Origin of the sequence: Pseudonocardia sp. (genome assembly GCF_050250275.1) — a bacterium.
GTDB lineage: Bacteria > Actinomycetota > Actinomycetes > Mycobacteriales > Pseudonocardiaceae > Pseudonocardia.
In genome coordinates, this window is record NZ_JBFWOY010000011.1 from 116,266 (window position 1) to 130,654 (window position 14,389).

The window sequence follows — 14,389 nt, forward strand, 5'->3', positions numbered from 1 at the left end:
GCACCCGGCGTCGCGGTGTCCGGTCCTACTGCGGGCCGGCGGTTCCTGCACCGTTCGGATCGACGTGAAGATCGGAGGACAGCGGATGTCCGCTGTGAACACGACCGCCGCCGAGGCGATGGAAGGCCTGTTGTGCGACGGCATGACGATCGCCGCGGGCGGGTTCGGAATCTGTGGCGTGCCGGTGGACCTCATCGACGTGGTGCGCGACTCCGGGGTACGTGACCTCGTCGTGGTGTCCAACAACATGGGTATCGACGGGAAGGGCCTCGGCCTGCTCCTGGAGAACCGGCAGGTGCGCAAGGTCGTCGCCTCCTACGTGGGGGAGAACCGCACGTTCGCGCGCCAGTACCTCGACGGCGAGGTCGAGGTCGAGTTCGCGCCGCAGGGCACCCTCGCCGAGCGCCTGCGCGCCGGCGGCGCCGGCATCCCGGCCTTCTACACCCGTACCGGCGTCGGTACCCAGGTCGCCCAGGGAAAGCCGACGGCCGAGTTCGACGGGCGGACCTACCTGCTGGAGCGCGGGATCGTGGCCGACCTGGCACTGGTCCGCGCGCACACCTGCGACCGGTGGGGGAACCTGACCTACCGCTACACCGCGCGCAACTTCAACCCGGTCGTCGCGACCGCGGGCCGGGTCACCGTCGCCGAGGTCGAGCACCTGTCCGACGACGCGATCGACCCCGACCACGTGGTCACGCCCGGCGTGTACGTCGACCGGCTCGTCCTCGCCCGCGAACGGGAGAAGGACATCGAGCAGCGCACCGTCCGCGAACGAGGTGTCCCGCAGGAGGTAGCGGTATGAGCTGGACCAGGGACGAGATGGCTGCCGTCGCGGCACGCGAGCTCCGCGACGGCGACCACGTCAACCTCGGGATCGGCATCCCGACGAAGGTCGCCAACCACATCCCGCCCGGCGTCCACGTGACGCTGCAGTCGGAGAACGGCCTGCTCGGGATGGGCCCGTTCCCCTTGGCAGGCGACGAGGACGCCGACCTCGTCAACGCGGGCAAGCAGACCGTCACGGCGCTGCCGGGGGCCAGCTTCTTCGACTCGGCCCAGTCCTTCGCGATGATCCGGGGTGGACACATCGACGTCGCGATCCTGGGTGCGATGCAGGTCGCGGAGAACGGCGACCTGGCGAACTGGGCGGTACCGGGAGCGCTCGTCAAGGGGATGGGTGGCGCGATGGACCTCGTCGCGGGCACGCGCCGCGTCGTCGTGCTCACCGACCTCGTCGCCAAGGACGGCACCGCGAAGATCGTCCCCCGATGCACGTTGCCGCTCACCGGTGTCGGCGTCGTCGACCGGATCATCACCGACCGCGCCGTCCTCGACGTGTGCGACGACGGTCTGCGGGTGGTCGAGCTCGCGCCCGGCACCACGGTCGACGACCTCCGGGCGGTGACCGGGGCACGGATCCTCGGGGGCGAGGACTCTCCGGCCACCCGGTAGCAGCAGGTTCGCCGTCCCATCTCGGGACAACTCGACCGCTGGGCGGGTCCCTACCGTCGATCGCGATCCGATGGACGGATCACGTCCGAGTGTCGAGGAAGATCGAATGCAACCCGCTCGTGTCTCACGTTCCCGCGTGCTCACCGTCGTCGCGGTGGCGGCCGCGGCGCTCACGCTGACCGCCTGTTCCCCGGCACCGTCCGGGGGCGCCTCGCCCGCGGGCGGCGCCACCGCCGGGGCGGCCGCGGCGGCTGCCGGCGACATCACGCCACTGTGCCCGACGGAGCCGACGAAGGTCGTCTACGTCAAGTCCGCAGGCGGCCAGGTCTGGGCCGCGATCTCGCACGCCGAGTTCGCGGCCGAGGCCGCGAAGTGTCCGACGCTGCAGACCAGCTGGTACAACGGCACGACCGGTCAGCAGGGGGCGATCGCGGCCACGAACGCCGCCGTCGCCCAGGGCGCGAAGGTCATGGTGATCAGCCCCGACTTCGGCCCCTCGCAGCTGCCGTCGATGCGCAAGGCGATGGAAGCCGGTGTGAAGGTCGTCAGCACCGTCAACGACGTCACGGGGCTGAAGGGCACCGACTACGTCGAGTCGCTGGTGTGGGACACCGACGCGATCGCCCGGAACCAGGCGCAGTGGCTCGCCAAGAACGTCGGGACCGGCAAGGTGGCGTTCCTCGGCGGCCAGCCGGGCGCGCCCTCGACCGAGAAGACGTTCACCGCCTTCGCCGCGGCTCTCAAGCAGTACGCGCCTCAGATGCAGCTCACCCCGGACACCTGGGTCCCGACCAACTGGGACGCCGCGCAGAAGCGGCGCAGCGTCGCCGGCCTGATCGCCCAGAACGGCGACTACGCCGCCTTCGTGAGCGACTACGGCGCCTCCGACATCGGCGCCGTGCAGGCGATCGTCGACTCCGGCGCGAAGATGCCCGCGTTCCTGAACATCGGCTCGTCGCAGGGCTTCGTGTGCGCCGTCGCGCAGCACAAGATCGCCTGGCTCGGCCAGGACGGGACCACCCAGATGTCCGCGGCGTCGCTGCGGGTCGGGCTGGCGTCCCTCGCGGGCAAGCAGAGCGCCGAGCCGGTGCCCTACGTGCTCCCGGTGTACGCCGACACCGCCGCCGGGAAGGTTCCGGCGTGCGACCCGTCGATCTCACCGGACGCCGACCTGTCGTCGAGCCTGCCCGTCGACAAGCTCAAGGCCGTCCTCAGCGGCGGCTGAGCGGGTTCGGGGCCGGCCCACCCGCGCTGTGACGGGTGCGGCCCCGCCCACGAACCCGACACGTCGCAGGCCGGTCCGTCTCGGGCAGGCCCCGCGACGGTGTGTCCGTGTCGGAGCACCGCCGGGAGCTCGCGCCGCCGGTACCGGCCCGGCGACTCGCCCATGATCCGGCTGAACGCGTGCGAGAACGAACTGTGCGCGGAGTAGCCGAGCTGTCGGCCGATATCGGTCACCCCGACGCTCCAGGACGGCGCAGCAGCGTGACGGCGTGCCGCATCCGCAGCCTCAGCACGTAGTCGGCCGGTGGGCGTCCGACCTGTCGGCGGAAGCGGCGCGAAGGCCGAGGGGGGCGAGGTGTGCGAGAGCGGCGAGCTCGGGGACGCTCCACGGTCGCATCGGGTCGGCGTGCACGGCGTGCAGCGCCGGACCGACGCGGGGGTCGGTGAGCGCCCCGAGCCAGCCCACTGTCTCTTCGTCGTGCGTGGTCCGGAGTCGCTCGACGGGGTACCCGAACTCGGGATCGTCGTGATGGACATCGACGGCGGCGTTGATCAGGTGGGCGTCGTCGTAGTCGCGGTCGGCTAGAGGTTTGGCTTTCCCACTGGTAGAAGGCTTGCTTGCTGAAGCCGAGTACCCGCAGGCCACCGCGACGGGGATCTTGTCGGCGGCGAGGTCGAGGACCAGCGGGTACATCATTTTTGGGAGGACGTCGCGGGCGGAGTAGGCGGTGGCTCGGCGCAGGATCTCGTTCTCCTGCTCTGAGCTGCTTGGCTCGTTCACGCAGCTCGCGGTTCTCCGCTTCCACGTCCGCTGCGGTGGTGCCGGGCCGTGCCTGGGTGGTGTCGGTGGTGAGTCCCGTCGTCGCGGTCGGCAATCTTGAGCCATCGTTGCAGGGAGGCGATGGACTGGTCGCCCTGGCGGGCCACGGCGATCACGTCGCGGAGAACTCCTTCGGGAACGGCTTGGGCACGATGTCGACCCTGGCAGCGAGGAGCGCGTCCTCACAGGCCAGGAGTCAACCGAACCCCTGGGCAGTCCCACCCGTCTGAACACCAGCAGCTGCTGAACGACGGGCGTGGAATCAAACGTGGTGCGAATCAGCGGCGCGGTCTGGCGACAGGGGCACAAGAGGCCGCCCGGGCTGACATAGTCGCTGGTAGAGGCCCCTGTCGGGTGAGTCTTGCCGCCTTACACCCGAGAGGTCGCAGGTTCGAACCCTGCCGCGCCCACCATGTTGACCGGCCGAAACAGCGGTCCAGGCTCCGATCGGTGCGACGCGTGACACGAATGTGACACAGGCAGCCGCAGGCGCATTGTCCGGCAGGTTCTTGGCCCAGGTCGACGAGTAGTGACACCCACGGACGAACGCGACGGTGGCCCGTTCCTCGACGGGTGCCCGGGACTCCTCGATGCCGGCCCCACCACGCTCCGGATGTACACGAAGTACCTGGCGAGTCATGTCCGGCCTTTCACCGGCGGACGCAAGGCCGGCCCGTTCGCCGCCGACGCCCTCGACTCGCTCCACGCCGGGCTGCGTCGCTGCCAGACCCATTGCGAGGTGTCCCGCCGCCGCCGTCGCCTCGGTCACGAGGTGGCGGGGACCACTACCGTCGCCTCCGCGGTCACGGCGACCCCGCCACCTTCCCGGCGGACGGCCAACTCCAGTTCCAGCCGCTGCGTCCCGTTCTGGCTGGTGGTCGCCAACACGACCCGGCCCGAGCAGACCAGGACGTCACCGGGCCACACCTGCTCCGAGAAGCGGACCTTGATGCGCCGGACGCTCTCCGGTCCGTACAGGTCCGTGCAGTAGGTGCCGAGGTAGCCGGCCTGCAACATGCCGACACTGAACGCCCCCGCCATCCCGCCGGCCCGCGCGAACTCGTCGTCGTGGTGGATCGGGTTGAAGTCACCGCTGGCGCCCTGGTAGCGCACGATGTCGGTACGGCTCTGCGGGCCGACGTTCCACTCCGGGAGCGCGGCCGAGACCTCGCGAGGTCCGGTCACGACGCCGCTCCCCGCTCGATCGTCGTCGCCCGGCTCTCCGCCACCACCACGCCGTCGGGGGCGAGATACCGCGTGAGCAGCACTATGAACGTCATGTTGCCGCCGCGGCGCCCCGCCTTCTCGGTCACGGACTCGACGGTCAGGCGCACCGTCAGCCGGTCCCCGGCGCGCGGCAGCCGACCGGGGAAGGAGAACTCCTGTCCGCCGTGCAGGACGCGCGGCAGGTCCAACCCCAGCCGCTGAACCAACGCATCGTCCCCCTCCGGTGCCCAGAACGACGAGGTCACCAGGAAGGTGGGCGGGATCGGTGCGTCGTCGCCGAAGTACTCCGGCGACCGGGATCCGGTCGCTCGCGCGAACTCGGCGATCTTGCCGCGCTCGATCACCATTTCGTACTCGTCGAGCACCGTGCCCACCAGTCGGGCCGCAGGGTGCTGGGACGCGGTCGGCGCGCTCACAGGATCAGCACCGCGGGCTCGCGCACGATCCTGCCGGCCGTCTCGCGGCGGTGGGCGATGAACAGACGCTGCACGTCCACTCCTGTCGGTGTCGGAAGGCGATGCGGTGGTCGGGCCACGTCCCGTGCGGGTCGGCGCCGGTGGCGTCGACCCGCAGCGCGCGTTCGACGACGCCCGGCACTCCGGCCGGGACGGTCCCCGCAGCATCTGCCATGAACCCTCACCGCATCGGTTGTAGCTCGAACTGAACCAGGCCACCTCTGTTGCCGACAAGTGGGGGCAGGGCCTCTGGTCCCTCGCTCCGATAAAGGCTACTCTTATCTGCATGGCGGGCGCGGCCGGCCGCGTCACCGGCGCCAGTCCCCGATCGCCCGCACCCACACGCTCAGGGACCGATGTGGAGCGGTCCTTGCACCCATCAGTCGTAGCTGGAGGACGTCCTGAACAACCCACGGGTGGCCGAGGAGCATGACGGCGCCGCGACGCCGCCCTCACATTCGAAGGCCACGGCCGGGGCCGCTTTCATCGACCCGCCCTTCAGGGACTCCACGGCGGTCGCCCGGTTCCGACCCCTGCCGGCGCAGGCCGATCTCCGTTCCTCCGTGACCGGCCACAGCGCACGCGGCTCCCTCCGCCGAGCCGACGGGGGACGCCGTGGGAGCTCGATCCCCGGGCCTTCGCCGGCCCCGCCCGCTGCTGCGGGACCTTTCCGCCCCAAGCCCTGTTCCGGTGCGAGGCAGGGCTGGTCACACCCGACGCCGGTCATCACCCCGGCTCGACCGGCCGTTGGCGCCGGCGACCGGTCTGCGCACGCTGCTCGCTCTCCGGCCGGCAACCCCGACCCATCCCGCTTCCACCGGGGAATCGGGCACGAACGTCGGGTGCAGGCCAGGCGACGTACTCGGACCAGGACGCCGAGTCGCCGTGCCGGTTCGGCTGCGCTCGTGACGGTCCCGACCGCCGGCAGCAAGGCCGGCGGCACAACGATGTTCAGAAGAGGATGACGTGGAACGAATCTGTGAAGGCCGAGTGGCCATCGTCACGGGAGCCGGGCGGGGGCTGGGCCGCTCCCACGCCCTTGCGCTGGCACAGCACGGCGCGCGGGTCGTGGTGAACGACCTGGGTGGGGAGCGCGACGGGACCGGTAGCGACCCCACCGTCGCGCAGCTCGTGGTCGAGGAGATCCGAGCCGCCGGTGGCGAGGCGGTCGCCAGTGCGCACGACGTGTCGGACTCCGCGAGCGCCCGGGAGATCGTTCGGCTCGCCGTCGACACGTTCGGTGGCCTCGACGTCTTGGTCAACAATGCCGGCATCCTTCGCGACCGCACGCTGGCGGGCATGACCGACGAGGACTGGGACACGGTGGTCCGGGTGCACCTCCGGGGCACGTTCGCGTGCTCGCGGGCGGCTGCGGTGTTCTGGCGGGACCGGTCCAAGGAGACCGGCGCCCCGGTCGACGGCCGGATCATCTGCACGACCTCGCCGAACGGCCTGTACGGCAGCTTCGGCCAGACCAACTACATCGCCGCGAAGGGCGCCATCGCGTCCTTCACGCTCGGTGCGGCCAAGGAGATGACCCGCTACGGGGTCACCGTGAACACCGTGGCGCCGGCCGCCACGACGCGGTTGACGGAGGGCCTCATGCCCGAGGAGCTCGTGGAGAAGTTCGCTCCTGCTTTCGTCTCGCCGATCGTGGTCTGGCTGGCGAGTCCGCAGAGCGCGGCGATCACAGGCCGGACGTTCGACGTCCGCGGCAACAGGATCGCTGTCGTGGAGTCATGGCGCATCGGCTCCGAGATCCTGCACGACGAGCCGTGGGACCCGGCCGCGCTCGGTGATGTGGTGCCCGACCTCGTGGCGAAGGCCGCGCCCACCCCGGACGACAGCGGGTACGTCGCCCCGGCGCAGAACTGAACCGCCCTGCGCCGCCGCGGACTCCGGGTCGGGCGGTGGGCGGCGGCGAGCAGCCGCTCATGATCCGCCGCTACATCGCCTGGCCGAACACCCAGGTCACCGACCCCGAGCTCCGCGTGGTGGTCGAACGGGCCTCGACCATCACACAGGCGACGGTCGGGTGCCGAGCGCGCGCTACTGCCACCACGCGTCGAGGGCCTCGAGGTGGCGGCGCATGCGGTGGCGCGCGAGCGGCAGGTCGCCGGCGAGGATCGCCTCGGCGATTCCCTCGTGGACACGCAGGGCCGCATCAGCGGCCTCCTGAGTCTTCGGTCCCTCCTCGACGAGGTCGTCGGAGTGCCGGGCCCACACAGTGGTGATGATCCGGAGGAACAACGCGAGGACCGGGTTGCCGGACAGTTCCGCGATCTCCGTGTGGAAGTGGTGCGCCCGGCCGACCGTTGCCTCCGAGGCGACCGGGTCCACGGGCTTGATCGCCTCCCGCAGGCGCTCTGCCACCTCTGTGTCCTCGTGCCGCCGCACGACCGACTCCAGGCAGCCGGACTCGATGACGTCCCGCACGGCCCGGAGGTCGGCTAGGCCGATCTCCTCGTAGTCGAGGTAGAGGGCCGTCGCCTGGATGCTCGCCGTGGCGTCGGGCACGGTGATGACCAGGCCGCCGCCAGGACCTCGGCGCATGTACGCGACGGAGTGGTACTCCAGCAGTCGCACAGCCTCCCGTAGTACCGCGCGGCTGACGCCCATCCGCTCGAGCAGATCAGCCTCCGAGCCCACGACGTCACCCACGTGCGCACCTCTGGCGGCCATCTCACCCATGATGCGCCGGGCGACGGTCTCGGCGAGCTTCTGCTTGCCGTTGCCCGTGTCGTCGACGTCTGCGCGCTGGGTGCTGGCGATCGGTCGTTGACCGATGGACAGCATCCAGTCCCGCATGGCCTCGAGGTGGTGGACCGTGCGTTGTTCCGCCCTGCTCGTGTCTCCGGCGATGACGGAGTTCGCGATGGCCCGGTGCGCGAGGTGGGACGCCCGCTTGACCTCGGCGGCCTGCCCGCGCGACGCCCGTGACGGTCGGTACACATAGCGATTGGTCAGCTCCACCAGCACGTCGATGAACAAGCGGAGGGCGGGGTTCCTGCTCAGCTGGCCCAGGGTCTTGTGCAGCAGGTCGCTGCCACCCAGGTCGTCGGGGGATGCCTGGTCCTGCTCGAGCGTGGCGCGAAGGGCCTGGATGCCCTCCTCGTCCATCCGGTCGGCTGCCAGCCGAGCGGCCAGCGGTTCGAGGAGCAGGCGGACGGCGAGCAACTCCTCGACCTGCGCGCCGGTGTGCTCCAGGTAGATGACCATGGCGGCGGCAAGTGGCCCGGCCTGCGGCGCCTTCACGATCAGGCCACCGGAGGGGCCGCGGCGCATGGTGGCCACCTCGTGGTGTTCGACCAGGCGGATGGCCTCTCGGAGGACCGCGCGGCTGACCCCGTAGCGCTCCCGCAGGGCACTCTCGGAACCGAACACCGTGCCGACCTGCCACCCCGAAGCCAAGATGTCGGCCTCGATCCGGCTGGCCACCTGGCTGGCTAGCTTTCGCGCCGTCCCCTCGCCTGGTATTGCGATGGGACCTCTCAGCGCCGTGGGGTCACCGTCGGTCACGCCCGCGCCTCCGTTGGAGAGATCAATGGTCACCCCCAGTCTCCAGCACATCCGGTGCCGGGACATCACCAGGGGAGACACCTGGCCGGCCCGCGAGGACCTCCGGGCAGGTCGGTCGATGGGGACCGACTGGGTGCACTCTAGACCCCGGTGACTCTTGGGGCGGTGGAGCGATCTCGTGGCCGCGCCCGTCGGCCTGGCTGGCGGCGTTCCTGAAGGTGGGCATGGTGCCGGCGCGGGCGTGCTGGTCCTGCCGGGAGCTCCCGCCGCCCGTCATGTCCGGCTTCGAGGGTGAACGGCCAGGGCGGGCAATGCCGCGAGCCGGGCGAACGCCGCGGCAGGATCGCAGGCCCAGGGCCAGTGCGCCGGCCGTTCCTCCGGTGTTCCCGACTCGTCATGACGAGTCCGAGTTGAGTATCCTGTATCTTGAAGCTGTCCTATAAGTCCGGAGCGCCGTGGAGAGTGTCGTGGACCGTGTACCACTCGTGGACTATCTGGTCCTGGACGATGAGCCGCATCTCGTGGCGCACGAGTGCAGGGGCTGTGGCGCTCGGTACTTCGACCGGCGGTGCGCGTGCGCCAACTGCAGCGGGCAGGAGTTCCGCGACGTCGAGGTCCAGCGGGTCGGCACGTTGCGGACCTTCACGATCGTGGCGTTCGCAGCCGAGGGTGTGAAGGTCCCGTACGTGGCGGGGGTCGTCGACTGCGGCGGTACCGCCGTGCGGGGAAACGTGGTGAACGTGCCACCGGATCCGGACCAGGTGCGGTCGGGCATGAAGGTCCGGTTGACGACGGTCTCCGTCGGCGTGGATCCCACCGGCGTGGAGGCCGTTGGTTTCGGCTTCGAGCCGATCGACTGAAGGTGGAAGCATGGCGGAGAACGTCTGGATCCTCGGGATCCACATGACCAGGTTCGGGAAGTATCGGGACAAGGACGCCGTGGACCTCGGCGCCGAGTCGGCGTTGGCGGCGATGGCTGACGCCGGGGTGACGATGCGGGACATCGGCGTGCTGAGTGCGGGCAATCTCCTCGGGACGGTGGGGTTCGGTCAGGCGCTCCAGAAGCAGATCGGCCAGACCGGGATCCCCGTCTACAACGTGGGCAACGCCTGCGCGACGGGGGCGACGGCGCTGCGCGTGGCGGTCATGGCGATCAAGGCGGGCGAGTGCGACATGGGCCTGGCCGTGGGGGTGGAGAAGCTCTCCGGCGCCGGGTTGCTGACCGGCAACGCACGGAAGGAGGAGGGCGGCCCCTGGGTCCGCGAGGGGCGATTCGGTGAGGTTGCCCCGCTCGATGGACTGATCGGCACCGAGACGATGCCGGGAATCTTCGCCCAGATCGGGATGGAGTACGCGCACCGCTACGGCGGTGCGGACTTCGAGCTGTTCGCACGGATCTCCGAGAAGAACCACGTGCACTCGACGCTGAACCCGAAAGCGGCGTACCAGAAGCGGATGTCGCTGGAGGAGATCATGAACGACGTCATGATCGCCTATCCGAACACCCGGGCAATGTGTTCGGCGAACTGCGACGGCGCGGCCGCGGCCGTCCTGGTCGGCGAAGGCAAGCTGCGCACGCTGTCTCAGGACCAGCAGCGTCGAGCGGTGAAAATCAGTGCGTCGGTGCTGACGAGTGACCCGTGGCGTGACGGGTGTCAGGTCCTTCCGGACATCAACACGCTGACCCGGCAGGCTGCGGAGACTGCCTACGAGCAGGCCGGCATCGGGCCGGAGGACCTGGACCTCGTCGAGTTGCACGACTGTTTCGCAAGTGCGGAGCTCGTGCACTACGACAACCTGGGCCTGTGCGAGCCAGGTGGAGCAGTGGATTTCTTCAGGTCCGGGGCGCCCTGGCGTGGCGGGCGGCTGCCGGTGAACGTCTCCGGCGGCCTGCAGTCCAAAGGGCATCCGATCTCGGCCACCGGCATTGCGAACGTGTGGGAGGTCGCGACGCACCTACGCGGCGAGGCGGGGCCTCGTCAGATCGAGGGAGCAAGGGTCGGCCTCGCCCACGTCATCGGTCTGGGTTCGGCCTGCGGCGTGCACATCCTGGAGAAGGCCGCCGTCTGACCGGCCGTCTCGGGCTGCCACCTACGGGTCCGCGGCGAAGGGGCGAGGGGATCGTCGCGGACACATCCGGGTACCGGTCCGGGTGGCGCCCGGTCGGGATCGCGTAGGTGGCTCCCCGTCCGGGGAAGCGCATCGCGACCTGTCGGAGGTCGGCGACGCGCGTGACGGCGGAATCGATCCGGTCGGACCATGTCCGGTGCCGGCGCCGTCGACCCTGCCGAACGCGCTCGGCGATCCCGGGGGCGTCGGCGAGTGCGTCGGACGCTTCCCCCGGCCCGACGTCGGCTTCGTCTGCGTGGTCGAGATGGTGCGCCGGCCCGACGTTTCTGTGTTAGATAGAACCTAGCTAACTATTATGTATCTGTCGGTCGTGCCTCCGAGGCCGCTCCTCGCGCACTCGCAGGCGGGTCCTGGCGACGAGTGATGTCCTACGAGAGAGGGTCCCGCGATGACCGAACCCACAGCGCTGCCGTCGTACCCGGAGACCGCGCTGATCTTCGGAGGGAGTCGTGGCATGGGCGCAGCGACGGCTCTGCGCCTCGCCGCGCGTGGCACCCGGGTTGCCATCGGCTACGTCGCGAACGAGGAGGCGGCCCGCAAGACGGCCGAGGCCGTGGCGGCCGTCGGTCCGGAGCCCGTCCTCGTCCAGGGAGACGTGGCCCGGGCCGCGGTCGAGATGGTCGAGACGGCGCGCGAGGCCCTGGGGCGGATCGACTCCATGGTCTTCACAGCGGTGCCTGTCATGGTCGGGCGAGTGCTCGAGACGACCCGAGAGCAGTACCAGCGCGCGTTCGACGTGCACTACTGGGGCACCTTGGAGGCGGTGCGGGCGGGGCTGCCCGACCTCCAGGACGCGAAGGGTTCCGTCGTGACGGTGTCTGCCATGGGCGCGTTCCGCTACGCCCGCTACTACGGGATCCTGGGCCCGGCCAAGGCGGCGCTCGATGCTCTGGTGATCTACCTCGGCGCCGAGCTGGGGCCGAAGGGGATCCGGGTCAACGGGGTGTCCCCGCAGCTGGTCGCCGGGGACGCCGACCACGCCGACCACAGCACGGGCTCGGGGGTGACCGGGCGCGAGACGGTGACCGTCGAGATCGAGGCACTCGACGAGATCATCGACACGGTCCGCAAGCGCACTCCACTGCGCCGCCTGGCGACCCGGGACGAGCTGGCATCCGTCGTCGTCAGCCTGCTGTCGAGCGACTACCGCTACGTGACGGGGCAGGTCATCCAGGTGGACGGCGGCTACGGTCTGCTGGCCTGATGCTCGGGCCGTGGGCGGAGGGGCGAGGGCATCGCGGGTAGCGGCGGACAGGTCGAGCGGTAGGTCCGTACCCCGCGCCTGAAGGTTCGCCGACTCCGTCCGGGCAGGCGTCGAGCTGCATGGTCGAGGGCGTCGATCGCGGGCGGACGACCACGCGAGAACCTGGGCGTGTGCGGTGTCCTGGTGGTCAGCCGGTTCAGCGATGACCGCGACGATCCGCCGCGACCGCAGGTGCCCGCGGATCGCCTGCGCGCGTCGCGCGGGGGACCTTCGCCTGACTCCGGGAATGGGCCGTCGGCCGCGCCACCACAGGCGTCCCGGGCGCGAACTTTGCACAACATGGTACATGTGGTTAACTAGGTTGAGGCGTAGCGGAGAAGCCGCGAAATGCCGTGCCGGACGGGTGGTCCGCCTCGAGGGTCGCCCGGTCCGACGTAGCGGCAGGTCGGTCTCGTCCGCTGCCGACCGTGCGGTGAGGCGCGGGCCAGAACCTGGAGGGCAGAGCGATGAGCATGGACCGGCGGTTTGGTTCCGGGACCGCGCGCGCCGGCACCGATGCGTGCTCGGCCGGCCGAACCGAGGTCTGAGGAATGGTCGAGCAGGACGAGCTGGAACGCTTCGAGGCCGACGCCGAGACGTTTCTCAGCGCCCACGTTCCGCTGCGGAAGTCCGGCGCCGAATGGAGTGTGGGCTCCGACGCGGTCTCCTCGTTCACCGACGCCACACTCGAGGAGGCGCGGGCCGAGGTGCGGGTGGCCAAGGCCTGGCGGGCCCTCGAGTTCGACGCCGGCTTCGGGTGGATCACCGGTCCGGTCGAATGGGGCGGCCGTGGACTCGACAACGAGTTCCAGTGGTCCTACTGGAAGGTGCGTTCTCGCTACGAGGTACCCGACGAGAACCCGCTCGTTCTCGCGCTCGGGATGGTCGGGCCCACCGTGCTGGCGCACGGCCAGGACGCCCTGCGTCGGGAGATGGTCACCCGGATCTTCCGAGGCGAGATCGCGGCATGTCAGCTCTTCAGCGAGCCGGGGGCCGGGTCCGACCTCGCGGCGGTGCAGACGAGGGCCGTGCCCGTCGAGGGCGGCTGGAAGCTCAACGGCCAGAAGGTGTGGACCTCCGGCGCCCACGTGAGCGACGTCGGTGAGGTGCTCGCCCGCACCGATCCGGAGGCACCGAAGCACCGCGGGATCACCGCGTTCCTGATCGACATGCTGTCCCCTGGGGTGGAAATCCGACCGTTGCGCCAGATGACGGGCGGTGCGCACTTCAACGAGGTCTTCCTCAACGACGTCTTCGTGCCGGACGATCGTCGTCTCGGCGACGTCAACGCGGGCTGGGCGGTCGCGGTCACAACGCTGCTGAACGAACGGGCCAACCTGGGCTCCGGTGGCGCCGACAGCCTGCTCCGCCACGTGCGACTGCTGATCGCGCTGGCCCGGCGTCGAGGGCGGGCCGGCGACCCGGTCGTCCAGCAACGGATCGCCGAGCTGTACGAGCAGGTCACGGCGTCCGAGCTCGTGGGTGAGCGCGCGTTGGCGCAGGTACGCGCAGGGCGGGAGCCGGGCCCGGAGCTGTCGGTGTCGAAGCTGCTGCGCAGCGACTCCATGAAGCGGCTCAACGATCTGGCGTCCTTGCTGCTCGGGAGCGATCTGATCGCCGACAGCGGCGAGTGGGGCACGTTCGCATGGGCAAAGCACCTGCTCGGCACGCCGGGTGCCGCTCTCGCGGGCGGCACCGACGAGGTCCAGCGCAACATCATCGCCGAGCGCGTCCTAGGCCTGCCCCGGTAGTCGCAGACGCGGCGATGCGTCCGGCGGCCGCCGATGTCTCGACCGATAGGAGACCGTTGATGTCCGCACCGGCCCACCGGGCGCTCGTCGATCCGGGACGCCCCGCCGTCGTCGGGGCCGGTTCGAGTCGTCAGCCCACCTGCGGCCAGCTCGACGAGCGGAGCCGGTCCCTGGCCGCCTGGTTCGCCGAGGTGGGTCTCCGTCACGGCGACCACATCGCACTCGTCCTGCCCGACCGAGTCGACTACCTCGTCGCGGCGTGGGCGGCACGGCGCGCGGGCCTGCACTACACGCCGGTCGACGTGCACCTGACCGCCACCGAGCTCCGCTACGTGATCGAGGAGTGCGGCGCCGCCGTCGTCGTCGGCTCCGCAGGTCTGATCGCTCTGTTCGACGTCTCCACGGGTCGTGTGCTGTGGTGGACCTTCGACGACCCGGCGACCACGGGCTGGGAACGACCGACGGGAGCCGCCTGCGGGGACCTCGGGCCCGGAGCTCGAAGGGTGTGATGGTCCACCCGTCCGGCACCACGGCCAGGCCGGCCGGGTCACGTCGACAGCAGCTC

At 70.4% G+C, this 14,389-nt stretch carries 12 protein-coding genes and 2 pseudogenes; 9 read left to right on the forward strand and 5 right to left on the reverse strand.

What is annotated here, in order from left to right:
• The first annotated feature begins 85 nt into the window (after positions 1 to 85).
• The 3 genes from AB7F12_RS12615 to AB7F12_RS12625 all read left to right on the forward strand — a co-directional run bounded on the left by AB7F12_RS12615 (position 86) and on the right by AB7F12_RS12625 (position 2,680).
• Complete coding sequence (locus tag AB7F12_RS12615; protein WP_428501521.1) at positions 86 to 805, forward strand: CoA transferase subunit A; 720 nt, start codon at positions 86 to 88, stop codon at positions 803 to 805.
• A complete protein-coding gene (locus tag AB7F12_RS12620) occupies positions 802 to 1,455 on the forward strand; it encodes a 3-oxoacid CoA-transferase subunit B (protein ID WP_428501520.1) in 654 nt (217 codons plus the stop codon). The genes AB7F12_RS12615 and AB7F12_RS12620 overlap by 4 nt, the downstream gene beginning before the upstream one ends.
• A 136-nt stretch (positions 1,456 to 1,591) precedes the next feature.
• Positions 1,592 to 2,680 carry a substrate-binding domain-containing protein gene (locus tag AB7F12_RS12625; protein WP_428501519.1) on the forward strand — a complete coding sequence of 363 codons (1,089 nt, stop codon included), beginning with the start codon at positions 1,592 to 1,594 and terminating at the stop codon, positions 2,678 to 2,680.
• A gap of 191 nt (positions 2,681 to 2,871) precedes the next feature.
• On the opposite strand, the pseudogene AB7F12_RS12630 reads toward AB7F12_RS12625, so the two are convergent.
• The 4 genes and pseudogenes from AB7F12_RS12630 to AB7F12_RS12645 form a co-directional block, all read right to left on the reverse strand.
• A pseudogene (locus AB7F12_RS12630) lies at positions 2,872 to 3,216 on the reverse strand (hypothetical protein); the annotation flags it as partial.
• Positions 3,185 to 3,650, reverse strand: a pseudogene (locus AB7F12_RS12635) (IS3 family transposase); the annotation flags it as partial. The pseudogenes AB7F12_RS12635 and AB7F12_RS12630, both read right to left, overlap by 32 nt.
• Positions 3,651 to 4,264: 614 nt before the next feature.
• Complete coding sequence (locus tag AB7F12_RS12640) at positions 4,265 to 4,684, reverse strand: MaoC/PaaZ C-terminal domain-containing protein (protein WP_428501820.1); 420 nt, start codon at positions 4,682 to 4,684, stop codon at positions 4,265 to 4,267.
• Positions 4,681 to 5,142, reverse strand: coding sequence for an FAS1-like dehydratase domain-containing protein (locus AB7F12_RS12645; RefSeq protein ID WP_428501821.1), 462 nt, complete (start codon positions 5,140 to 5,142; stop codon positions 4,681 to 4,683). Before AB7F12_RS12645 ends, AB7F12_RS12640 begins: the two co-directional genes overlap by 4 nt.
• Before the next feature lie 1,029 nt (positions 5,143 to 6,171).
• Between AB7F12_RS12645 and AB7F12_RS12650 the strand changes: the two genes are divergently transcribed.
• Entirely contained in the window at positions 6,172 to 7,056 is an 885-nt protein-coding gene (locus AB7F12_RS12650) for an SDR family NAD(P)-dependent oxidoreductase (RefSeq protein ID WP_428501822.1), read from the forward strand.
• Positions 7,057 to 7,230: 174 nt separating this feature from the next.
• Here AB7F12_RS12650 and AB7F12_RS12655 read toward each other — a convergent pair whose 3' ends face one another.
• Positions 7,231 to 8,766 (reverse strand): FadR/GntR family transcriptional regulator, encoded by a 1,536-nt coding sequence (locus AB7F12_RS12655; protein WP_428501830.1) that lies wholly within the window; start codon positions 8,764 to 8,766, stop codon positions 7,231 to 7,233.
• A gap of 401 nt (positions 8,767 to 9,167) precedes the next feature.
• Here AB7F12_RS12655 and AB7F12_RS12660 point away from each other — a divergent pair, with 401 nt between their 5' ends.
• The 5 genes from AB7F12_RS12660 (at position 9,168) to AB7F12_RS12680 (ending at position 14,333) form a co-directional block, all read left to right on the forward strand.
• Entirely contained in the window at positions 9,168 to 9,560 is a 393-nt protein-coding gene (locus AB7F12_RS12660; protein ID WP_428501823.1) for a Zn-ribbon domain-containing OB-fold protein, read from the forward strand.
• A 10-nt stretch (positions 9,561 to 9,570) separates the two neighbouring features.
• Positions 9,571 to 10,770, forward strand: coding sequence for a thiolase family protein (locus AB7F12_RS12665; protein ID WP_428501824.1), 1,200 nt, complete (start codon positions 9,571 to 9,573; stop codon positions 10,768 to 10,770).
• 448 nt (positions 10,771 to 11,218) lie between these two features.
• Positions 11,219 to 12,034 (forward strand): SDR family oxidoreductase, encoded by an 816-nt coding sequence (locus AB7F12_RS12670; RefSeq protein ID WP_428501825.1) that lies wholly within the window; start codon positions 11,219 to 11,221, stop codon positions 12,032 to 12,034.
• Positions 12,035 to 12,624: 590 nt separating this feature from the next.
• The gene (locus AB7F12_RS12675; RefSeq protein ID WP_428501826.1) at positions 12,625 to 13,824 is read left to right on the forward strand and encodes an acyl-CoA dehydrogenase family protein; all 1,200 of its coding nucleotides are present in this window, start codon (positions 12,625 to 12,627) and stop codon (positions 13,822 to 13,824) included.
• A gap of 59 nt (positions 13,825 to 13,883) precedes the next feature.
• Entirely contained in the window at positions 13,884 to 14,333 is a 450-nt protein-coding gene (locus AB7F12_RS12680) for an AMP-binding protein (RefSeq protein ID WP_428501827.1), read from the forward strand.
• The last annotated feature ends 56 nt before the right edge of the window (positions 14,334 to 14,389 follow it).

Excerpts from the sequence above, each read along its gene's own strand:
- AB7F12_RS12670 (WP_428501825.1), top strand. The coding sequence starts at position 11,219 with ATGACCGAACCCACAGCGCTGCCGTCGTACCCGGAGACCGCGCTGATC.
- AB7F12_RS12680 (WP_428501827.1), top strand. The coding sequence starts at position 13,884 with ATGTCCGCACCGGCCCACCGGGCGCTCGTCGATCCGGGACGCCCCGCC.
- AB7F12_RS12665 (WP_428501824.1), top strand. The coding sequence starts at position 9,571 with ATGGCGGAGAACGTCTGGATCCTCGGGATCCACATGACCAGGTTCGGG.
- AB7F12_RS12655 (WP_428501830.1), bottom strand. The coding sequence starts at position 8,766 with ATGTCCCGGCACCGGATGTGCTGGAGACTGGGGGTGACCATTGATCTC.
- AB7F12_RS12615 (WP_428501521.1), top strand. The coding sequence starts at position 86 with ATGTCCGCTGTGAACACGACCGCCGCCGAGGCGATGGAAGGCCTGTTG.
- AB7F12_RS12675 (WP_428501826.1), top strand. The coding sequence starts at position 12,625 with ATGGTCGAGCAGGACGAGCTGGAACGCTTCGAGGCCGACGCCGAGACG.
- AB7F12_RS12620 (WP_428501520.1), top strand. The coding sequence starts at position 802 with ATGAGCTGGACCAGGGACGAGATGGCTGCCGTCGCGGCACGCGAGCTC.